The sequence below is a fragment of the Amycolatopsis solani genome, from assembly GCF_033441515.1.
In the GTDB taxonomy this organism is placed as follows: Bacteria; Actinomycetota; Actinomycetes; order Mycobacteriales; family Pseudonocardiaceae; genus Amycolatopsis; species Amycolatopsis solani.
Genome location: NZ_JAWQJT010000001.1, coordinates 3,970,164 through 3,994,240, shown reverse-complemented (window position 1 = coordinate 3,994,240; position 24,077 = coordinate 3,970,164). Strand labels below are relative to the sequence as shown.

Below are 24,077 nucleotides of genomic sequence, written 5' to 3'. Positions count from 1 at the left end.
CGTCTCCTCGTCGGCCATGTCAGTGCCACCAGCCTTTTCTCCAGCGAACTGCGGAACCCCGGCTCGGCCGCACCGCCGAAAGCGGCACCGGGCCCGCGCCGAAGTGGCATCAATCTGCAGGCTATGGGACCTTTTTTGGCCCTACAACCCCTAATGATCCCCCTTAAAGGGGCCCCTACACAGGGAAAACCCGCCCCCTTGCCGGGGGCGGGTTTTCTGCTCAGGAATTGCTTCTACAATTTCCCGAGGTCATTGTTGATGAATTCGAGAAGGGCGTCGTCGTCGGCGAATTCGAGGCTGCTCGACGGCGCCGGGACGGCCACGGGTTCGGCGTACCGGCTCAGCAGGGCCTGCAGCCGGACGGTCAGCTCACCGCGCGTCAGCCGGTCGGGTTCGCCGCCGGCCAGCGCCGTCTCCAGCCGTTCGAGCTCGGCCAGCACGCTCGGGACGCCGTCCCCCAGCTCCGCCCGCAGGTGCTCGGCGAGGGCGGTGGCGTTGGGGTGGTTGAACACGAGCGTGGCGGGCAGCTCGAGGCCGGTCTCGGCGGCGAGCCTGCCCCGCAGTTCGACGGCGGTGAGCGAGTCGAACCCGAGCTCGGTGAAGGCCCGTTTCGGGTCGACGGCGGCGGTCGTGGCGTGCCCCAGGACGTGCGCGGCCTCGGTCCGGATGAGGGTGACGAGTTCGGCTCGCTGGTCGGCCGGGCTGAGCCCGGCGAGCTTGGCCCGGAAGCCTTCCCCCTGACCGACAGTCGTCTGCGGCTCGTCGACCCGCGCTTCGGGCAGCTCGCCGAGGAGCCGGCTCGGCCGCGTGGCGGTGAAGGCCGGGGCGAACTTCGCCCAGTCGACGTCCGCGACGACGACGTTCTCGTTCCCGGCCCGCCGCAACGCGGCGAGCGCCTGGGCCGGCGGGAGGGTCGTCAGGCCGCGCTTCCGGAGGTGCTCCTGCGCGGCGGGATCGGCGGCCATCCCACCCTCGGCCCAGGGTCCCCAGGCGACGGAGGTGGCGACCCGGTTACGGGCGCGACGCTGCTGCGCGAGCGCGTCGAGCTCGGCGTTCGCGGCGGCGTAGGCGGTCTGGCCGCCGCTGCCCCAGACGCCGGCGATGGACGAGAAGAGGACGAAGGCTTCGAGGTCGTCGCCGAGGAGTTCGTCGAGGTGGCGAGCCCCGGCGACCTTGGCCTCCCGGATCCGGTGGAAGTCGGCGTCGGCGAGATCGGCGAAGGCGGTGGCCTGACTGACCCCGGCAGCGTGCACGACGGCGGTGATCTCGGGGAGCTGGTCGAGGACGCGGGCCAGCTCGGCGCGGTTGCCGACGTCGCAGGCGCGGATCGTCGCTTCCGCCCCGGCGGCGGTGAGCTCCTCGGCGAGGGCTTCCGCGCCCGGCGCTGCTGGGCCGCTGCGGCTGAGGAGCACGAGGTGCCCGGCCCCCGCGCCGGCGGCCCACCGGGCGACGGTCGCGCCCAGGGCGCCGGTGCCCCCGGTGATGAGGACGGTCCCGCGTGGAGTCCAGGAGGGAGCGGGGCTGGGCAGGGGCGCGCGGACCAGGCGGCGGGCGAAGACGCCGGTCGGGCGGAGGGCCAGCTGGTCCTCGCCGTTGCCGGCCGTGACGATGCTCCACAGGCGGGCGATCTGGTGCTCATCGGGGATGGTCGGTACGTCGATCAGGCCACCCCAGCGGTCGGGGGTTTCCAGCGCCAGCGCCCGCCCGAAGCCCCAGAGTGCGGCCAGGGCTGGGTCGCCGGGGTGGTCGTCGCCGGGTACCTGGGCCGCGCCGAGGGTCACGCACCACAAGGGCGCGGTCGCTTCGGCCCTGGCCAGGGTCATGGCGGTGGCGAGGGCGTTGCCACCTGGGGCGGCGATCAGGATCACGCCGTCGGCCGCGGGGAGCTCGGTCGGCTCGACGACGGGGATGCCGAGTGCGTCGGCCCAGCGCCGTGCCGCGCCGGGGGCGGCCACGACGAAGTAACGCCCAGGGTTGGGCTCCTCGGCCGGGGCCACGTGCCGTCCCGAGATCGCCGCGGTGGGATCCGCGACCGGGAGCGCCTGCCGTCCCGAGGTCGCCGAGGTGGGGTCCGCAGCCGAGACCACCTGCTGTCCTGTAGTCGCCGCGGTGGAGTCCGCCGCCACGACCACCTGCCGTCCCGAGGTCGACTCGCCGGCCGCAGCCGCCCGCCACCCCGGGGTCGGCGGAGCGGGGTCCTCGACCGGGAGCCAGGTTGTCCGGTAGCGCCAGGAGTCCGTCGCCGCTGTCTCCGCCCGGTCCCGGCGCCAGGACGCCAGTGCCGGCAGCACCTTCGCCACGTCCGGCTCCGGGACTCCGGTCTCCGCCGCGAGGCCGGCCGCGTCCGCTCGGTCGACCGCTGCCCAGAACTGGGCGTCCACCTCGCCGCCGGTTGGGCGCGGGGCCGGGTTGGGCCAGAATCGCTCGCGCTGGAAGGCGTAGGTGGGCAGGGGAATTCGGTGGCCGGGCAGCTGCGTCCAGTCCACCGGCACCCCCACGGTGTGCAGCCCGGCCAGCGCGGTGAAGAACGTCCGCTCCTCGTCGCGGTCCCGCCGCAGCGCGGGGATCGCCGTGCCGGGGGTCATCGCGCTGAGCACCCCGTCGGGTCCCAGCTCCAGGAACACCCCCACGCCGGCGGCCTCCAACGTCGCCACGCCATCCGCGAACCGGACCGCCTCGCGGACGTGGCGGACCCAGTAGTCGGCGGTGAAGGGCTCGGCGAGAGCACCGCTCACATTCGAGATCACCGGTATCGTCGCAGAGCAGTATGTCAACGACTCAGCGACCGCGCGGAAGTCCTCCAGCATCGGATCCATCAACGACGAGTGGAACGCGTGGCTCACCGTGAGCCGCTTGGTCTTCAGGAACTGCGCCGCGATCGCCAGCACCTCGGCCTCGTCGCCGGAGATGACCACCGACTCCGGACCGTTCACCGCCGCGATCGAGACACCCTCGGTCAGGGTGATCGCAGATTCGGGCGCGGCGATCGAGACCATAGCGCCGCCCTCCGGCAGCGCTTGCATGAGAGAGGCGCGGGCCGAGACCAGGCGGCAGGCGTCTTCGAGGGACAGAACGCCGGCTACGTGGGCTGCGGAGATTTCGCCGATCGAGTGGCCCACGACGAAGTCTGGGCGGACACCGAAAGATTCGGCCAGCCGGAAGAGCGCCACCTCGACGGCGAAGAGCGCCGGCTGGGTGAACTCGGTGCGGTTGAGCAGCTCAGGATCAGTGAGGGCCTCGCGAAGCTTCGGGTCGAGGTGGGACAGCACCGCGTCGAACGCTTCGGCGTAGACCGGGAAGCGGGAGTAGAGACCCTCGCCCATGCCGGTCCGCTGGGCGCCCTGGCCGGTGAAGAGAACAGCGAGCGGGCCCGGGACCGCCTCCCCGCGCACCACGGAAGGATCCGACGCGCCGTCCGCCAGCGCGGTCAGCCCGCGCACCAGCTCGGCATCGTCCGACGCGAGCACGGCCGCCCGCCGGGGCAGCGCCGCGCGACCCGTTGCCAGTGAGAAAGCCACGTCCGGCAACGCACCGCGCTCGCCGTCGAGCAACCGGCGCGCCTGCGCACGCACGCCGTCCTCGGTCTGCGCGGACAACAGCACCGGCAGCACACCGACCGGCGCAGTGTCGTGGACGACGGCCTCCTCCGGCGCCTGCTCGAGGATCGTGTGCGCGTTCGTCCCCGAGATCCCGAACGACGAGACACCCGCCCGCCGCGGACGGTCCGACGGCCACTTCCGCGGCTCGGCGAGCAGCTCCACCGCGCCTGCCGTCCAGTCCACATGGGACGATGGCGCGTCCACGTGCAACGTCTGCGGCAGCACACCGTGCCGCATCGCCATGACCATCTTGATGATCCCGGCGACCCCGGCGGCCGCCTGCGTGTGGCCGAGGTTGGACTTCACCGAACCCAGCCACAGCGGCTCGTCGCGCTCCGCGCCGTAGGTCGCCAGCAGCGCCTGCGCTTCGATCGGGTCGCCGAGTTTCGTTCCGGTGCCGTGCGCTTCGACAGCGTCCACTTCGGACGCGGCGAGCCCGGCGTCGGCGAGTGCCGCACGGATCACCCGTTGCTGCGACGGGCCGTTCGGCGCGGTCAGGCCGTTCGACGCACCATCCGAGTTGACCGCCGAACCCCTTACCACGGCGAGGATTTCGTGACCGTTGCGCCGCGCGTCCGACAATCGCTCGACCAGCAGCAGGCCGACGCCTTCGCCCCAGCCGGTGCCGTCCGCGCCGTCGGCGAACGCCTTGATGCGGCCGTCCGGGGCGAGGCCGCCCTGCCGGTCGAATTCCACGAACGCGCCCGGGGTCGACATCACCGTGACGCCACCCGCGATGGCCATCGAGCACTCGCCCGCCCTCAGCGCCTGCCGCGCCCAGTGCACCGCCACCAGCGACGACGAGCACGCCGTGTCCACGGTGACCGCCGGGCCCTCCAGCCCGAACGCATACGCGATCCGGCCGGAGACGACCGCCGCCGCGTTGCCCGTGCCGACGTAGCCGGCGACGTCGTCGCCCGCGTCGGTGAGCAATGCCGGGTAGTCCTGGCCGTTGGTGCCGGCGAAGACGCCGATCCGCTCGCCGCGCAGCGAACGCGGGTCGAGGCCGGCGCGCTCGAACAGCTCCCACGCCGTTTCGAGCAGCAGCCGCTGCTGCGGGTCCATGGCGAGGGCCTCGCGAGGCGAAATGCCGAAGAGACCGGCGTCGAAGTCCGCGGCGCCACTGAGGAAACCACCCGGCCGGACGGCGGCGAGGCCACCCGGCCAGCCGCGGTCGGCGGGCGGGGCGGACAGCGCGTCGGCGCCGCGGGCGACGAGGTCCCACAGGTCTTCCGGCGACCGGACGTCGCCCGGGAACCGGCACGCCATCGCCACGATCGCGATCGGCTCGTCTTCGTTCGCGGCGACGGCGGCCGTCGCGACGGGGTCGGAAGCCGAACCGGCGAGCAGGCCGTGCAGGTGCCGGGCGAGCGTGGCCGGGTCGGGGTGGTCGTAGGTCAGGGTGGCGGGCAGGTCGAGCCCCGTGGCGGTGCGCAGCCGGTTGCGGAGTTCGACAGCCGCCAGCGATGTGAAGCCGAGGTCGCTGAACGCGCGGTCGCGGTCGATCGCGGCGGCCGAAGCGTGCCCGAGCACCGCGGCGACGTGCTCGCGGACGAGGTCCAGCACCCCGGCGACGGTGAGGTCGAGGACGACGGGGGCTTCGGCGGGCGGCGCCAGCTCGGCGAGCAGCGGGCTCGGCCGCGCCGCGGTGAACGCCGGGCCGAACACCGGCCAGTCGACGTCGGCGATCGCGACCGTCGTGTCCCCCGCGGCCAGCGCCCCGCCGAGCGCGGCGAGGGCGAGGTCCGGGTCGAGCGGCCGGAGCCCCGCCGCGCCGAGCCGGGCGGCGACGCCGTCGTCCGCCATGCCGCCGCCGGCCCACGGGCCCCACGCCACGGCGAGCGCGGGCCGTCCCGCGGCGCGGCGCGACTCGGCCAGCGCGTCGAGCCGCGCGTTGGCGGCCGCGTACCCGGCCTGGCCGGCCGCGCCGAGGGTGCCCGCGAGACCGGAGAAGAGCATGAAGGCGTCGAGGTCGTGGGTCAGCTCGTCGAGGTGGAGCGCGCCGGTGACCTTGGCCGCCTCGACGCGCGCCAGGCGCTCCGGGGTCAGTGCGTCGAGGACGCCGTCGTCGAGGATGCCCGCGGTGTGCACGACCGCGCGCAGGTCCGGAGTCCGCTCGAGGAGGGCGGCCACGGCGTCGCGGTCGGCGACGTCGCAGGCCTCGACGGTGGTCGGCGTGCCGGCCTCGGTCAGCTCGGCGGCCAGGTCGGTCGCGCCTGGGGCGTCCGGGCCGCTGCGGGAGGTGAGGACGAGCCGCTCGGCGCCGTTCGCCGCTGCCCAGCGGGCGACGCGGGCGCCGAGCGCGCCGGTGCCGCCGGTGATCAGGACGGTGCCGCGCCACTGCCAGTCCCGCGCGGTGTCGGCCGGGGCGGGGACGAGCCGCCGCGCGAAGACGCCGGACGCGCGGATGGCGACCTGGTCTTCGTCGCCTCCGAGGACGGCGCGGAGCTGTGCGGTGGTGCGTTCGTCCAGTTCGGCGGGGAGTTCGATGAGGCCGCCCCAGCGTTCGGGGACTTCGAGGGCGGCGCTGCGGCCGAGGCCCCAGATTCCGGCGTGGGCGGGGGTGGGGTGGGTGAGGCACCACAGGGGGGCGGCGATTCCTGCGTCGCCGAGGGCTTGGAGGAGGGTTGTGGTGGTGGCTGCGTCGCCGCCGGTGGAGAGCACTCCGGTCCAGTCTTGGCCGGCTTCGCGTAGCCGGTCGGCGAGTTCGGTGCGGGACTCGCCTGCTGTGGTGAGTGGGACGGCTTCGGTGAGTAGCGCGCTCAGCTGGGCGGCGGTTTCGTCGCCTGGCGGGGCGATCAGCAGCCACCGCTCGGGGGTAGTGCCGTCGGGGGTGATCGGCGACCGCCGGCTCGGGTTGATGGTGCCGGGGGTGATCGGGGTCCACTCGGTGCGGTAGCGCCAGCCTGCGACCGTGCGGTCTCGGCGGCTGCGGTGGCGCCACGCGGACAGCGCCGGTCGCACCGCTTCCGCCAGGTCCTGGTCGAGGCCCAGTGTGGCGGCGAGGTCGTCCGTGTCCGCGCTCTCGACCGCCGACCAGAAGGCTTGGTCCTCAGTGGACACTTCGGCGGCGCCGGTGAGCCAGTAGTGCTGTCGCTGGAAGGCGTAGGTCGGCAGCTCGACGTTCGCTTCGGCCGGCAGGAACGACGACCAGTCGACGTTCACACCGTGCACGTGAACAGTGCTCAATGCTGAGAGCAGTGTTCTGTCTTCGGAGCGATCTCGTCGTAGAGCACTGCTCACGGTTCCGTCGATCATCGCGCTCAGCACGCCGTCGGGGCCCAGCTCGAGGAAGATGCCTGCTCCCTCGGCCTTGAGGGTGGCGACGCCGTCGGCGAAACGGACTGCTTCGCGGACGTGGCGGACCCAGTAGTCCGCGGTGAACGGCTCGGCGAGAGCACCGCTCACATTCGAGATCACCGGTATCGTCGCAGAGCGGTAGGTCAGGGACTCGGCGACCGCGCGGAAGTCCTCGAGCATCGGGTCCATCAGCGGGGAATGGAAGGCGTGGCTGACGGTGAGGCGTTTGGTTTTCGGGAACTGGGCGGCGATGGCCAGGACCGCTGCCTCGTCGCCGGAGATGACCACTGACTCGGGGCCGTTGACCGCGGCGATGGAGACGCCGTCGGTGAGAGTGATGGCTGACTCGGGGGCGGCGATCGAGACCATGGCGCCGCCCTCGGGCAGCGCTTGCATGAGGGAGGCTCGGGCGGAGACCAGGCGGCAGGCGTCTTCCAGGGAGAGGACTCCGGCCACGTGGGCCGCCGAGATCTCGCCGATGGAGTGCCCGGCGACGAAATCTGGGCAGATGCCGAAGGACTCGACCAGCCGGTAGAGGGCGACCTCGACGGCGAAGAGGGCCGGTTGGGTGAATTCGGTGCGGTCGAGGAGTTCGGGGGTGGTGAGGGCCTCGCGGAGGGTTGGGGGGAAGTGGGCGAGGACTGTGTCGAAGGCCTCGGCGTAGACAGGGAAACGGGAGTAGAGAGACTCGCCCATGCCGACCCGCTGCGCGCCCTGGCCGGTGAACAACACCGCCAACGCGCCGGGCGCAACGCTGCCGTGCACCAAGTTGGGGGCGCTACCTCCGGCAGCGAGGGCTTCTAGCCCCGCCCGCATCTCCTCAGCCGAACCGCCGACCACGACCGCTCGATCCTCGAACGCCGCACGGCCCTTCAACAGAGCCGACCCGACCTCCGGGAGAACGCCGGCGTCAGCCAGGGGAACCAGCGCCGCGGCTTGGGCGTGCAGGGCGTCCGCCCCTCGGGCCGAGACCAACCACGGCACTGGGCCCGTCACCTCCGTCGACTGCGACGGCGCGGACTCCACCTGTTCGAGGATCACATGCGCATTGGTGCCGGAGATCCCGAACGACGACACAGCGGCCCGTCGCGGCCGGTCGGACGGCCACTCGCGGGCCGAAGTGAGCAGCTCGATCGCGCCGGCCGTCCAGTCCACTTGGGACGACGGCTCCTCCGCGTGCAACGTCTGCGGCAGCACGCCGTGACGCATCGCCATCACCATCTTGATCACGCCCGCCACGCCGGACGCCGACTGCGTGTGGCCGATGTTCGACTTCACCGAGCCCAGCCACAACGGGGTCGTGCGATCCTGGCCGTACGTTTCCAGCAGCGCCTGCGCTTCGATCGGGTCGCCGAGCGAGGTGCCCGTGCCGTGGGCTTCGACGACGTCGACGTCCGATGTGGACAGGCGGGCCGCCGCGAGGGCCGCCGTGATCACTCGGCGCTGGGACGGGCCATTCGGTGCAGTGAGGCCGTTGGACGCACCGTCGGAGTTCACCGCTGAACCGCGCAGGACCGCCAGGACCGGGTGGCCCAGGCGCTGGGCGTCCGACAGGCGTTCGACCAGGAGCATGCCGACGCCCTCGGCCCAGCCGGTGCCGTCCGCGGCGTCCGCGAACGCCTTGCAGCGACCGTCGGCCGCGAGGCCGCCTTGGCGGTCGAACTCGGCGAACGTGCCCGGGGTGGCCATCACCGTCACGCCGCCGGCGATCGCCAGCGTGCATTCCCCGCGCCGCAGCGCCTGCGCGGCCAGGTGCAGGGCGACCAGCGATGACGAGCACGCCGAGTCGATCGTCACCGACGGGCCCTCCAGCCCGAGGTGGTACGACAATCGTCCGGACAGGACACTGCCCGCGGTACCGGTGAGCAGGTAGCCGGCGACGTCCTCGTCGCCGGCCGCCGAAGTGCCGTAGCCGGACGCGGCGCCGCCGACGAACACGCCGGTGCTGCTGCGCTTCAACGACTTCGGCGCGATTCCCGCCCGCTCCAGCAGCTCCCACGACGTCTCCAGCAGCAGCCGTTGCTGGGGGTCCATCGCGAGGGCCTCGCGGGGCGAGATGCCGAAGAAAGCGGCGTCGAATTCTGCTGCGCCGTAGAGGAAACCGCCTTGGAACGAACCCGCGGGCCAGCCGCGGTCGGCTGGGAAGCCGCCGATCGCGTCGGTGCCCGATTCGACCAGCTGCCAAAGGTCTTCGGGCGAGCCGACGCCGCCGGGGTAGCGGCAGCTCATGGCCACGATCGCGATGGGCTCCCGGTCCCGGGCCTCGACGTCGGCGAGGCGGTCGCGGGTGTCCTTCAGATCGGCCGTGACGAACTTGAGGTAGTCACGGAGTTTCTGCTCGTTGGCCATGGCTCCCACTGTCTTTCACGAAGTCCGGAAGGTGTTGTCGATGAAGTCGAAGAGCTCGTCGTCGCTGGCGCCGCCGAGGTCGGTACCAGCGGTCTCACCCGCCAGATCACTCCAGCGCGCGAGGAAACCCTTCAGCCGCGCGGTGACTTCACCGCGCTCGGAAATCCCGTCGAGGTCCGACTCGGTGACGGTCTCGAACGCCGCTTCCAGCCGGTCGAGCTCGTCGAGGAGCCGGACGCCCGTCGCGTCGCCGCCGCCGAGTCGCCGGTCCAGTTCCTCGGCCAGGTCGGCCGCGGTCGGGTGGTCGAAAGCGAGGGATGCCGGCAGGCTCAGCCCGGTCGCGGCGGCGAGCCGGTTGCGCAGCTCGACCGCCATCAGCGAATCGAAGCCGAGCTCCTTGAACGCGCGCTCGGGCGCGATCGCCGTGTGCCCGAGCACGCCCGCGACCTGGTCCGAAACCAGTGCCAGCAACGCCTTCGGACGCTCCTCAGTGGACATCGAAGCGAAGCCGGTCTCCTCGGGCTCGGGTTCGGTCAGCGCGGCCCGCACCGCCGGGAGGTCGGCCAGGACAGGCCGGGGCCGGGCCGCGGTGAAGACCGGTGCGAACCGGGCCCAGTCGACGTCGGCGACCACGACGGCGGTGTCGTCGGCGGCGAGCGCCCGGCGGAACGCCGTGACGCCGAGCGCGGGAGCCATCGGCGGGATGCCGCGCCCGCGCAGCATCCGCACCGCGTCGTCGTCGGCCGCCATCCCGGACTCGGCCCACGGGCCCCAGGCGATCGCGGTCGCGGTGTGCCCGCGGCCACGGCGTTCTTCGGCCAGCGCGTCGAGGAACGCGTTGGCCGCACCGTAAACCGCCTGCTCGCCGCTGCCCCACACGCCGGAGATCGAGGAGAACAGGACGAACGCGTCGAGGTCGTGGTCGCGGGTCAGCTCGTCGAGGTGCCGGGCGCCGGCCACCTTCCCGGCCAGCACCGCGGTCACCTCCTCGGGCGTGATCGCGGTGAGCGGGCCGTGCTGGCCGGTGCCGGCGGCGTGCACCACCGCGGTCAGCGGCAGATCCGCCGGGATGGCCGCGATGACCTTCTCGAGGGCCTCCCGGTCGGCCGCGTCGCAGGCGGCGAGGGTGACGCGGACGCCGAGGGCGGACAGCTCCGAAGCCAGCTCGGCCGCGCCTGGCGCCTGGGTGCCGCGACGGCCGGTGAGCACGAGGTGTTCGGCCCCGGTGGCGGCGAGTTCGCGGGCGACGGCGGCGCCGAGCGCGCCCGTACCGCCGGTGACCAGCACCGTGCCGCGCGGCCGCCAGTCGCGTGTCGCGCCGGCCGGAGCGGGCGCGAGCCGCCGGGCGAAGACGCCGTCCGGGCGGATGGCTACCTCGTCCTCGGTGCCGTCGGCGAGCACGGCCGCGAGCCGGGCGCCGGCCGCCGCGTCGAGCGACTCGGGCAGGTCGGCGAGGCCGCCCCAGCCGGACGGCAGCTCCAGGGCCGCGATCCGGCCGAAGCCCCACGTCGTCGCCTCGCCGGGCCGGGTCACGCCCTTGACCGCACCCCGGGTGAGGCACCACAGGCGCGCCGGGATGCCGGAGTCGGCAAAAGCCTGTGTCAGCACCAGGTTCGCGGCGAGCCCGGCTTCCGCGTCACGGCCGATGGCCAGCAGCGACACGACTCCTTCGACGTCGGCGTGGTCACGCAGCAGCGTCGTCAATGCGGCCCGGTCACGGAGTCCGGTGTGGACCACGGGCTCGGCGCCGTGGGCGGCGAGTGCTTGCGCCACCTCACCGGCGGGCCCGTCTGCACCAAGCACGAGCCAGCGGCCGGTCAGCCGTCCCGCGGTCTCGGCCAGCGGCCGCCAGGTGACGCGGTAACGCCAATTGTCCACAGTGGACGACAATCGCCAACGGCCGAGCGCCGCCATGGCGTGGTCGTCCAGTCCGAGGTCACCCGCGTCGACCGCGGCCCAGAACCCACTGTCGCTTTCGGACGGAGGCGCGGGCTCGAGCCAGAACCGCGACCGCTGGAAGGCGTAGGTCGGCAGCGCCGTCCGACGGGCGCCGGCGAGCAGGGCCCCGGCGTCCAGCGGGAAGCCGGCGACCCGGAGCCGCGCGAACGCCGTGACCAGGGCACGCGACTCGTCCTCGCCGTCGCGGAGCGTCGGCACGGCGGGGAGATCGGTGCTCTCGGCCGCCATCGCGGACAGCACGCCGTCGGGGCCGAGTTCGAGGAACGTGCTCGCGCCCTGCTCGGCCAGGGTCTTCACCGCGTCGGCGAACCGGACGGCTTCGCGCACGTGTCGCACCCAGTACTCCGCGGTGTACGGCTCAGCGAGAGCACCGCTCACATTCGAGATCACCGGTATCGTCGCAGAGCGGTATGTCAGCGACTCGGCGACCATGCGGAACTCGGCCAGCATCGGGTCCATCAGCGGCGAGTGGAACGCGTGGCTGACGCGCAGCCGCTTGGTCTTCACGCCGCGTCCCGCGAACTCCGTGGCCAGCGCGAGCACCGCGGTTTCCTCACCCGAGATCACGGTGCTCCGGGGACCGTTGACCGCCGCGATGCCGACGCCGTCGCCCGGCAGCTCGGCCCGGACGTCGGCCTCGGGAGCGCCGATCGCGACCATCGCGCCGCCCTCGGGCAGCGCCTGCATCAGGCTCGCGCGGGCGGAGACCAGCGCGCACGCGTCGGGCAGCGAGAGGACACCGGCGACGTGCGCGGCGGCCAGCTCGCCGATCGAGTGCCCGGCCACGAAATCCGGCCGGACACCCCAGGACTCGACGAGCCGGAACAGCGCGACTTCGAGGGCGAAGATCGCGGGCTGCGCGTAACCGGTCCGGTCGAGCAGGTCCGTCTCGATCACTTCGCGAACCGGCGGGTCGGTGTCGAGCAGGGCGCAGGCCTCGTCGAACGCTGCCGCGAACACGGGGAACCGCACGTACAGCTCCCGGCCCATCCCGGGCCGTTGCGCGCCCTGGCCGGTGAAGAGCACGGCCAGCCGGCCGGGGGTCCCGCTGCCGGTGAGCGCGCCCGGGTCGCCGTCGGCGATCGCGGCCAGCCCGGCGAGGAGCTCGGCGCCGGTTTCGCCGACGACCGCGGCGCGATGCCCGAGGTCGGCGCGGGTGGTGGCCAGGCTCAGCGCGATGTCGGCGGGCGCGTCCGCACCGGCGAACTCGCGCAGCCGGGCCGCCTGCGCCCGCAGCGCCGCCGGACTCTTGGCCGACAGCACCCACGGCACCGGCCCCGAAACCGGCTCGCGCTCCTCGGCGACGACGTCCGGCGCCTGCTCGAGGATCGTGTGCGCGTTGGTCCCGGAGATGCCGAACGACGACACACCCGCGCGCCTCGGCCGGCCGGGAGTCCAGTCCCGTGGCTCGGTCAGCAACTCGACCGCACCCGACTCCCAGTCCACATGGGACGAAGGCGCGTCGACGTGCAGGGTTCGCGGCAGGACACCGTGGCGCATCGCCATGACCATCTTGATGACACCCGCGACGCCGGCGGCGGCCTGGGTGTGGCCCAGGTTGGACTTCACCGAACCCAGCCGGAGCGGGGTTTCGCGGTCCTGGCCGTAGGTCGCCAGCAGCGCCTGCGCTTCGATCGGGTCGCCGAGCTTCGTCCCGGTGCCGTGCGCCTCGACGGCGTCCACTTCGGACGGATCCAGGCCGGCGTCGGCGAGCGCGGCCCGGATCACCCGCTGCTGCGACGGGCCGTTCGGCGCGGTCAGGCCGTTCGACGCGCCGTCCGAGTTCACCGCCGAACCCCGCACCACGGCGAGGACTTCGTGGCCGTTGCGGCGCGCGTCCGACAGCCGTTCCACCAGCAGCAGGCCGACGCCTTCGGCCATGCTGGTGCCGTCCGCGCCCTCGGCGAACGCCTTGACCCGGCCGTCTTCGGCCAAGCCGCGTTGCTGGCTGAACGCGAGCAGGACGCCGGGCGCCGGCATGACCGTCACGCCGCCGGCGAGCGCCAGGTCGCACTCGCCGCGCCGCAGCGCCTGCACCGCCAGGTGCAACGCCACCAGCGACGACGAACACGCCGTGTCCACCGTCAGCGACGGGCCCTCCAGCCCGAACACGTACGACAACCGGCCCGACGCCACCGACGACGTCCCGCCGGTCATCAGGTGCCCTTCGAGGCCGTCGGTCGCCGCACCCGCGCCGTAGCCGGACGTGGCGGCGCCGACGAAGACGCCGGTCCGGCTGCCGCGGGCTGAAGCCGGGTCGATGCCGGCGCGTTCGAAGGCCTCCCACGTCGCTTCGAGCAGCAGCCGCTGCTGCGGGTCCATGGTCAGCGCCTCTCGTGGCGCGATCTCGAACAGCTCCGGGTCGAAGCGGTCGGCGTCCGCCACGAACCCGCCGCTGCGCGTGTAGATGCGGCCGGGCGTACCGGGTTCCGGGTGGTACAGCCCGTCGAGGTCCCAGCCGCGGTCGGCGGGGAACGGCGTGATCGCGTCGACGCCACCATCCACGAGGGACCACAGATCCTCGGGTGAATCGACGGAACCCGGGTAGCGGCAGCTCATCGCGACGATGACGACCGGGTCGTCGCCACTCGGTCCGTTGTGGACGGCCGCGGCCGGTTCCGCGGTGCCGCCGAACAGTTCGGTCCGCAGGAGCGTCACGAGCGCCGCCGGGGCCGGGTGGTCGAAGATCAGCGTGGCCGGCAGCCGCAGGCCGGTCGCGGCACCGAGCCGGTTGCGCAGCTCGACGGCGGTCAGGGAGTCGAAGCCGAGTTCGGCGAACGAGCGGCCGGGTTCGATCTCGTCGGCGGTGTCGTGCCCGAGCACCGCGGCGACGTGGTCGCGGACCAGCTCCAGGAGCCGGCGGTCACGCTCGGCGGCGGGCAGCGGCTGCAGGCGGGCGGCCAGTCCGCCGTCGCTCGCCGCCGCCGCGGTGGCGGCCCGGCGGGTGGCGCGGACGAGGCCGCGCAGCAGCGGCGGCACCGGGCCGTTCGCCGCCGAGAGGTCGAGCCGGGCCGGGATCGCGAGGGTTTCGCCGCGGGCGACGGCCGCGTCGAACAGCGCGAGGCCTTCGGCGTCGGACAGTCCGGTCATGCCGCCGCGGGACATCCGGGCCAGGTCGGCGGTGCCGAGGTGGCCGGTCATGCCGCTGGCCTCCGCCCACAGGCCCCAGGCCAGGGAAACGCCCGGCAGGCCGAGGGCGCGGCGGTGCGCGGCCAGTGCGTCGAGCGCGGTGTTGGCGGCCGCGTAGTTGCCCTGCCCGGAGGTGCCGAACACGCCCGCGGCGGCCGAGAAGAGCACGAACAGCGCCAGGTCCTGGTCGCGGGTCAGTTCGTGCAGGTTGACGGCGGCGTCGACCTTGGGCCGCAGCACGTCCGCGAGCCGCTCGGGGTCGAGACCGGTGACGAGGCCGTCGGCGAGGACGCCCGCGGTGTGCACGACGCCGGTCAGCGAACGGCCGGCCAGCAGCCCGGCCAGCGCGTCGCGGTCGGCGGCGTCGCACGCGGCGATCGTCACCTCGGCGCCGAGCGTCGTCAGCTCGCTCGCCAGTTCCGGGGCGCCCGGGGCGTCCGGGCCGCGGCGGCTGACCAGCAGCAGGCGCCGGACGCCGTGCGCGGTGACCAAGTGCCGTGCAATGCGCGCGCCGAGCGTGCCGGTGCCGCCGGTGACGAGGACGGTGCCGTCCGGGTCGAGCGGCCGCGGCAGGGTGACGACGTTCTTGCCGACGTGCCGGGCCTGGCTGATGAACCGGAACGCTTCCGGCACCTGGCGCAGGTCCCAGGTGCGGCGCGGCAGCGGGGTGAGCGCGCCGGTTTCGAACAGCCCGGCGAGTTCGCGCAGGATCTCCTGCAGGCGCTCGGGTCCGGCTTCGATCAGGTCGAAGGCCCGGTAGCGCACGCCTTCGTGAGTGCGGGCGACTTCCTCGGCGTCGCGGACGTCGGCCTTGCCCATCTCGACGAACCGGCCGCCGCGGGGCAGCAAGCGGAGGGAGGCGTCGACGAACTCGCCCGCGAGGGCGTCGAGCACGACGTCGACGCCGCGCCCCTCGGTCACTGTGCGGAAGTGGTCCTCGAAGGACAGTGATCGGGAGTCTCCGATGTGGACGGTGTCGAGGCCGAGTTCCGCCAGTACGTCGTGCTTTCCGGTGCTCGCGGTGGCGAAGACCTCGGCGCCGTGGTGCCGGGCGAGCTGGACGGCGGCCATGCCGACGCCGCCGGCGGACGCGTGGACGAGCACCGACTGGCCCGGTTGGAGGCCGCCGAGGTCGAACAGGCCGTAGTAGGCGGTGGCGAAGGCGACCGGCACGGACGCGGCTTCGGCGAAGCTCCAGCCGGACGGCATCGGGGTGACCAGGCGGTGGTCGGTGACCGCGACCGGGCCGAGCGCGCCGGTGAACAGGCCGGTCACGCGGTCGCCGACGGCGAGGCCGCGCACGCGCTCGCCGGTTTCGAGGACGATGCCCGCGGCCTCGCCGCCCATCAGCGCCTGGCCCGGGTACATGCCGAGGGTGATCAGGACGTCGCGGAAGTTCAGGCCGGCCGCGCGGACCTCGACGCGGATCTCGTCGGGGTGGAGGTCGGCTTCGGCTTCGGGGGCCGGGAGGGTGGTGAGGCCGTCGAGGGTGCCGGTGCCGGTGGTGCCGACGCGCCAGGCGCCGGGGGTGGGCGGGGTGGGTTCGGCGCCGGCGTCGGCGGTGGGCAGGGTCAGTTCGGTGGCCGGGCGGGCCAGCCTCGGGGCCAGCAGCGCTCCCGCGCGGGCGGCGAGTTGCGGTTCGCCGGACGCCAACGCGGTGCCGATCGCGGCGGCCGCGTCGGATCGGGGGTCGAGGTCCAAGAGGACGAAACGGCCGGGGTTTTCCGACTGGGCCGAGCGGATCAGGCCCCACGCCGGGGCCTGGGCCAGGCCGGGGATCGGGTCGCCCGGCAGTGCGGCGAGGGCGCCGGTGGTGAGCACGAGCAGCCGGGCTGTCGCGAACCGGTCGTCCGCCAGCCACTCCTGTGCGGTCGACAGGACGTGCGCCGCGACGGCGTGCGGGTCGGTGCCCGTGACCGGCAGGACGACCGCGTCCGGCACCTCGGTGAGGTCGGCGAGGGCGCCGGAAAGCCAAGTGAAGCCGGGTACTTCGCCGGTCGCGGTGACCGGCGTCCACTCGGTGCGGAAGAGGGCGTCCGGCACTTCGTCCACTGTGGACGCGACCTGGAACGCCAGCGAACCGATACCCGCCACCGGGTTTCCGGCTGGGTCGGTGGCCGTGAGCGAGACCGCGTTCGGGCCTGCCTGGCGCAGCCGGACGCGCAGGGCGGTGGCCCCGGTGGCGAACACGCTGACGTCGGTGAAGGCGAACGGGAGCCGGGCCTGGCCGTCGTCGGGGAAGAAGCCGCCGAGGCCGAGGGCGTGCAGGGCGGCGTCGAGCAGGGCGGGATGCACGGCGAACGCGTCGGCGCCCGGCAGCTCCACCTCGGCGAAGACCTCGCTGTCGCGCCGCCAGGCCGCGCGCAGGCCGCGGAACGCGGGTCCGTAGTGGTAACCGGCGCCGGCGAGCGCGGTGTAGTGGGCCTCGACGTCGAGGGCTTCCGCGCCCGCGGGCGGCCACTCGGCCAGCGTCTCGGCCTCCAGCGCACCCGGAGCGAGGACACCTTGGGCGTGCCGGGTCCAGCGCGCGCCGGGGCGGTCCGGGCGGGAGCTGATGGTCAGGCCGCGGCGGCCGTCCTCGCCGGGTGCCTCGACGGCCACCTGGATCTGGACTCCGCCGGTGGCGGGCACGGCGAGCGGGGCGCCGAGGGTGAGTTCTTCGACGGTGCCGCAGCCGGTGTGGTCCCCGGCGTGGATCGCGAGTTCGGCGAACGCGGTGCCGGGCAGGAGGGCCGTGCCGAGAACCTCGTGGTCGGCGAGCCAGGGGTGCGTCTGCCGGGACAACCGGCCGGTGAGGACGAACCGGTCCTCCTCGGCGAGCGTGACCGCGGCACCGAGCAGCGGGTGGTCGACGGCGCCGAGGCCGAGCCCGGCGGCGTCGCCGGTGCGGGTGGCCGGGCGGGGCCAGAACTGCTTGCGCTGGAACGCATACGTCGGGAGGTCGACGACCCGGGCGGCCGGGAAGGCCGGGGTCCAGTCAACCCGGACGCCGTTGACGTGCGCCTCGGCGAGTGCGGTGTGGAAACGGGTCACTCCCCCGTCGTCGCGGCGCAGGCTTCCCAGCGCGACGACGTCTTCGCCCAGCGCCATGGTCAGCACCGGGTGCGGGGAGGCTTCGATGAACGTGCCGAAGCCCTCGCTCTTGAGCCGCTCGACCGCGGTGTCGAGGCGGACCGTGCTGCGGAGGTTCGTGTACCAGTACTCGGCGTCGACTTCTTCGTTCCACTCGCCCGTCACCGTCGAGATGAAGGCGATTTCGCCGGCACGCGGGGTGATCGGGGCCAGGACGTAGAGGAGTTCGCCGCGCAGCTGCTCGACCTGCGCCGAGTGCGACGCGTAATCCACCGGGACGCGCTTGGCACGAATACCGTCGGCCTCGCAAGACGCGATCAGCTCGTCGAGGGCTTGCGGCTCGCCGGAGACCACGACCGCGGCCGGGCCGTTGACCGCCGCGATCGACAGCCCGTCGGTCAGCCGTCCCTCGACGGTTTCGCGAGAGGCGGCCACGGACACCATCCCGCCTCGGCCGGCGAGGGCGAGGATTGCCCTGCTGCGCAGCGCGACGACTCGGGCACCGTCCTCAAGGGAGAGTGCGCCCGAGACCACGGCGGCCGCGATCTCGCCCTGCGAGTGGCCCACGACCGCGTCCGGCACGACGCCGAACGAGCGCCACAGCTCGGCCAGCGAGACCATCACGGCGAACAGCGCGGGCTGGACCACGTCGACGCGGGTCAGTGCTTCGGCGTCGGCCAGCACCGCACGGAGCCGCCAGTCCACAAAGGAGTCCAGGGCCGCCGCGCACTCGTCGAGACGGGCGGCGAACACCGGCGAGGCGTCCGCGAGTTCGAGGGCCATGCCGGCCCACTGCGAGCCCTGGCCCGGGAACACCAGCGCCACCTTGCCCGGGGTCTCGGCCACGCCGGTGACGACGTTCGCCGCCGGGACACCATCGGCCAGCGCCGTCAGCCCCTCGGCGACGTCACCGACCACGACCGCGCGGTGCGGCAAGGACGCCCGGGTGGTGGCCAGGGAGAAGCCGATGTCGGCCGGCGCGCCCTCCACCTCCAGCAACGCCCGCGCCTGGCCGCGCAGAGCGTCGGCCGAGCGGGCCGACAGCACCCACGGGACCGCGCCCGGCTCCGCGGCAGGCGGAAGCTCCGGCTGGGCAACGGCTTCCAGGACCGTGTGCGCGTTGGTGCCGCTCATGCCGAACGACGAGACCGCGGCCCGCAGCGGGCGATCGGCCGTCCACTCGCGCGACTCCGTCAGCAGCTCGACCGCGCCCGCCGTCCAGTCCACATGGGACGAAGGGGCGTCGACATGCAGGGTTCGCGGCAGCACGCCGTGGCGCATCGCCATCACCATCTTGATCACCCCGGCGACGCCGGCCGCCGCCTGGGTGTGGCCGATGTTGGACTTCACCGAACCCAGGTACAACGGCGTCGAACGGTCCTGGCCGTACGTCGCCAGCAGCGCCTGCGCCTCGATCGGGTCGCCGAGGGTGGTTCCGGTGCCGTGGGCCTCGACCGCGTCGACGTCCGAAGTGGACAGGCCGGCGTCGGCCAGTGCCGCGCGGATGACGCGCTGCTGGGCCGGACCGTTGGGCGCGGTCAGTCCGTTGGACGCGCCGTCCTGGTTGACCGCCGAACCGCGGACCACGGCCAGCACCCGGTGCCCGTTGCGCTCGGCGTCCGACAGCCGCTCGAGCAGCACCAGGCCCGCGCCCTCGCCCCACGCCGTGCCGTCCGCGGCCTCGGCGAACGCCTTGCAGCGGCCGTCCGCGGCGAGGCCGCGCTGGCGGCTGAACTCGACGAACGTGCCCGGCGTGGCCATCACGGTGACGCCGCCCGCCAGTGCCATCGAGCACTCGCCGAGCCGCAGCGACTGGACGGCCAGGTGCAGGGCGACCAGCGACGACGAGCACGCCGTGTCGACCGAGACCGCCGGGCCCTCCAGGCCGAACGTGTAGGCCAGGCGGCCCGAGGCGACGCTCGCCGCGTTACCGGTGGCGATGTGCCCTTCGAGGGCGTCGGCCGAGCCGAGCAACAGCGTCGTGTAGTCGTGGCTGTTGGTGCCGGCGAACACACCGGTCCGGCTGCCCCGCACCGAAGCCGGGTCGATGCCCGCGCGCTCGAACGCCTCCCACGTGAGCTCCAGCAGGAGCCGCTGCTGCGGGTCCATCGCGAGGGCCTCGCGCGGCGAAATGCCGAAGAACCCGGCGTCGAACGCGCCCGCCGCGTCGAGGAACGCGCCCTCGGTGACGCTGACCGAGCCGAGCCGCGAGGGGTCGGCGTCGTACAGGTTTTCCAGGTCCCAGCCGCGGTCGGCGGGGAAGCCGGAGACCGCATCCGCGCCGCCGGACACCAGGCGCCACAGGTCTTCCGGCGACGCGATCCCGCCCGCGTACCGGCAGCTCATCGCGACGATGGCGATCGGCTCGTCGGCGGCCGCGGCCACCGTCGTGGTGGCCGCGGTGACGGCGTCGCCCAGGACGCCGGCCCGCAGGTGACCGGCGAGCGCGGCCGGCGTCGGCCAGTCGTAGACGAGCGTCGCGGGCAGCGCGAGCCCGGTCTCCGCGCGCAGGGCGTCCCGCAGCTCGATCGCGGTCAGCGAGTCGAAACCGATCTCCTGGAAGGCCCGGTCGGGCGCGACGGCGGCCGCGCTCGCGTGCCCGAGCACCGCGGCGGCCTGGTCCCGGACGAGCTGCAGCAGCACCTCGTCGGCGACCGCCGCGGACAGCCCGCGCAGCCGGGCGACCAGCCCGCCGGTCGCGGGCGCCTCCGGCTCGGGGACGGCGCCGGGGATCCCGGTCAGCAGCGGGCTCGGCCGCCGCGAGGTGAAGGCGGCGGCGAACCGCGGCCAGTCGACGTCGGCGAAGGTGACGTTCGTGTCGCCACCCGCGGCACGCAGGAGCGCCGTGACGGCCACGCCCGGGTCCAGCGCGCGGAGCCCGCGGCGGAGCAGGTAGTCCTCGGCGTCGTTGTCGGCGGCCATCCCGCCGTCGGCCCACGGGCCCCACGCCACGGCCGTGGCGGCGAGACCGCGGGCGCGGCGGCCTTCGGCGAGCGCGTCGAGGAAAGCGTTTGCGGCGCCGTAGAGCGCCTGCTGCCCGCTGCCCCACACCCCGGCGATCGAGGAGAACAGGACGAACGCGTCGAGGTCGGCGTCGGCGAGCAGTTCGTCGAGGTGACGGGCACCGATCGCCTTGGCGGCCCACAGTTCGGCCACCGCTGCGCTGTCCACTTCGGACAACGGCGCGGAGCGGACGACACCCGCGGTGTGCACGACGGCGGTGAGCCCGGGGCTGACCCGCTCGATCAGCTCGGCCAGGAACTCCCGGTCGGCGACGTCGCCGGCCGCGAACGTCACCCGCACGCCCAGCTCTTCGGCCAGTTCCGCCGCACCGGGGGCGTCGGCCCCGCGGCGGGAGACCAGCACGAGGTGGTCGGCGCCGTCCCGGGCGAGGCGGCGGGCGACGTGCGCGCCCAGTGCCCCGGTGCCGCCGGTGACGAGCACCGTGCCACGCGGGGTCCACGCCGGGGTCGTGACCGGCTCGGCGGGCTCCAGCCGCCGTCCGAAGTCGGCATCGGCGCGCAGGGCGACCTGGTCTTCGCCGCCGCTCAGCCGGGCCAGGAACCGGGCCGCGATTCCGGCGTCCACATCGGACGGCAGGTCGATCAGGCCACCCCACCGCTCGGGGAGTTCGAGCGCGGCGGCGCGGCCGAGGCCCCAGACCGCGGCTTGCGCCGGGTCCGGCGCGGAGTCGGTTCCGGTGGCACGCACGGCTCCGGCGGTGACGCACCACAGGGGAGCGTCGATCCCGGCGGCGGCGAGTTCGCCCAGGAGGTCGACGGTCCGCTCGAGCCCGGCGCCGCTGAACACCACGACCGGCTCGGCGTCACCGAGGGGGCCGTCGAGCCGGATGACCCGGCCGTTCCAGTGTTCGAGGACGGCTTCCAGCTGCGGGGACGGGTCGACGACCAGGCAATCGCCCTGGGGTGCGGCCGCCTCGGTGGCGTCCAGCGCGGTCCAGGTGACCCGGTAGCGGCAGGCGTCCGCGGCCGTTGCCTCTTCACGGCGTTGCCGCACGGCCGCGAGGGCGGGCCGCAGGGTGTCCTCGGGCAGGCCGAGCTCGGCGGCGAGCGCGGAGACGTCGACGTCGGTCTGCGGTGCGGGCGTCGGCCAGAAGCGTTCGCGCTGGAACGGGTACGTCGGCAGGTCGATCCGCGGGCCGGCGGGCAGGTACGCGGCCCAGTCGACGGTGCCGCCGTTCACCCACACGCCCGCGAGGGCGGTCACGAGGGTCCGTTCCTCGTCGCGGTCGCGGCGCAGCGCGGGGAAGGACGCACCCGGCACCATCGCGCTGAGCACGCCGTCCGGACCCAGCTCCAGGAACGTCTGGACGCCTTCGGCCTCGAGGGTCACGATGCCGTCGGCGAACCGCACGGCTTCGCGGACGTGGCGGACCCAGTAGTCGGCCGTGAAGGGCTCGGCGAGAGCACCGCTCACATTCGAGATCACCGGTATCGTCGCAGGGCGGTACGTCAGGGACTCGGCGACCGCGCGGAACTCGTCCAGCATGGGGTCCATCAACGGTGAGTGGAACGCGTGACTCACCGTGAGGCGCTTGGTCTTGGGGAACTGTGCGGCGATCGCGAGGACTTCGACCTCGTCGCCGGAGATGACCACCGACTCCGGGCCGTTTACTGCGGCGATGGAGACGCCGTCGGTGAGGGCGATGGCCGACTCGGGGGCGGCGATCGAGACCATCGCGCCACCCGGCGGGAGGGCCTGCATCAGGGAGGCTCGGGCCGAGACCAGGCGGCAGGCGTCTTCCAGGGACAGGACTCCGGCGACGTGGGCGGCGGAGATCTCGCCGATCGAGTGGCCCGCCACGAAGTCTGGGCGGACGCCGAAGGACTCGACCAAGCGATAGAGGGCGACTTCGACGGCGAAGAGGGCCGGTTGCGTGAACTCGGTGCGGTCTAGGAGTTCGGGGGTGGTGAGGGCCTCGCGCAGGCTGGGGTCGAAATGCGCGAGTACGGAGTCGAACGCGGCGGCGTAGGCCGGGAAGCGGGAGTAGAGGGACTCGCCCATACCGACTCGCTGCGCGCCCTGGCCGGTGAACAACACGGCCAGGCGGGCGTCCTCGCGAACCTCGCCGGTGATCACATTCGGGTCGAGGACGACCGCGCGGTGCTCGAACGCCGTCCGGGCTGTCGCCAGTGTGCGCGCGATATCCGCCGGGTCGGCCGAGACCTCGGCGACCTGGGAAACCTGTGCCTGCAAAGCTTCCGAAGTCTTCGCCGACAGCACGAACGGCGTCAGCGTGCCGACCGGCGCCGCCGAGGGCACCGGCTCCGCGGGCGGGACGGCTTCGAGGATCGTGTGCGCGTTCGTGCCGCTGACACCGAACGACGACACAGCGGCCCGGCGCGGCCGGTCACCGGCAGGCCAGTCGCGGGCTTCGGTCAACAGCTCGACCGCACCCGCCGACCAGTCCACATGCGACGATGGCGCGTCGACGTGCAACGTCTGCGGCAGCACGCCGTTGCGCATCGCCATGACCATCTTGATGATCCCGGCGACACCCGCGGCGGCCTGCGTGTGCCCGATGTTGGACTTCACCGAACCGAGCCACAGCGGTGTCGAGCGGTCCTGACCGTAGGTGGCCAGGAGCGCCTGGGCTTCGATCGGGTCGCCCAACGTGGTTCCGGTGCCGTGCGCCTCCACGACGTCGATGTCCGAAGTGGACAGCCGGGCGCTGTCCAGCGCCGCGCGGATCACCCGCTGCTGGGACGGGCCGTTCGGCGCGGTCAGGCCGTTGGACGCGCCGTCGGAGTTGACGGCCGAACCCCGGACCAGCGCCAGGACTTCGTGGCCGTGGCGCTGGGCGTCCGACAGGCGCTCCACCAGGAGCATGCCGACGCCTTCACCCCAGCCGGTGCCGTCGGCCGCCTCGGCGAACGCCTTGACGCGGCCGTCCGGGGCGAGCCCGCGCTGCTTGCTGAACTCGACGAACGTGCCCGGGGTGGCCATCACCGTCGCGCCGCCGGCCAGCGCCAGGTCGCATTCGCCTTGCCGCAGCGCCTGCACGGCGAGGTGCAGCGCGACCAGCGACGACGAGCACGCCGTGTCGACGGTCAAGGACGTGCCCTCGAAGCCGAACAAGTACGACAGCCGCCCGGAAACGACGCTCGCCGCGTTGCCGGTGCCGAGGTAGCCCTCGACGTCCTCCGCCGACGAACGCAGCAGCGTCAGGTAGTCCTGGCCGTTGGAACCGACGAACACGCCGGTCCGGCTGCCCCGGACCGAAGCCGGGTCGATGCCGGCCCGTTCGAAGGCCTCCCACGACGTTTCCAGCAGGAGCCGCTGCTGGGGGTCCATGGCGAGGGCCTCACGCGGCGAGATCCCGAAGAACCCGGCGTCGAAGAGGTCGGCGTCGTGCAGGAAAGCGCCTTCACGCGCGTAGGTCGTGCCCGGGCGGCCGCCAGCCTCGTCGAACAGCGACGCCGTGTCCCAGCCCCGGTTGGCGGGGAACGCCGAGACGGCGTCCCCGCCGCGGGCCACCAGGTCCCACAGCCCTTCCGGCGACCGCACGCCACCGGGGAACCGGCAGGCCATCGCGACGATGGCGACCGGCTCGGTCGCGGCGTCGACGAGCTGCCGGTTCTGCCGCCGCAGCCGTTCGGCCTCCTTGACGGAGGCGCGCAGCGCGTCGAGCACCTTCTCAGGCGTGGC

Annotated in this window: 2 protein-coding genes; both read right to left on the bottom strand. The window is 73.7% G+C overall.

The window, feature by feature from the left end:
• Positions 1-233 precede the first annotated feature (233 nt).
• The gene (locus SD460_RS18750; protein ID WP_438860832.1) at positions 234-9,257 is read right to left on the bottom strand and encodes a type I polyketide synthase; all 9,024 of its coding nucleotides are present in this window, start codon (positions 9,255-9,257) and stop codon (positions 234-236) included.
• Between the two features lie 6 nt (positions 9,258-9,263).
• Positions 9,264-24,062: a type I polyketide synthase gene (locus tag SD460_RS18745; RefSeq protein ID WP_438860839.1), complete on the bottom strand. Its 14,799-nt coding sequence runs from the start codon at positions 24,060-24,062 to the stop codon at positions 9,264-9,266.
• Positions 24,063-24,077 lie beyond the last annotated feature (15 nt).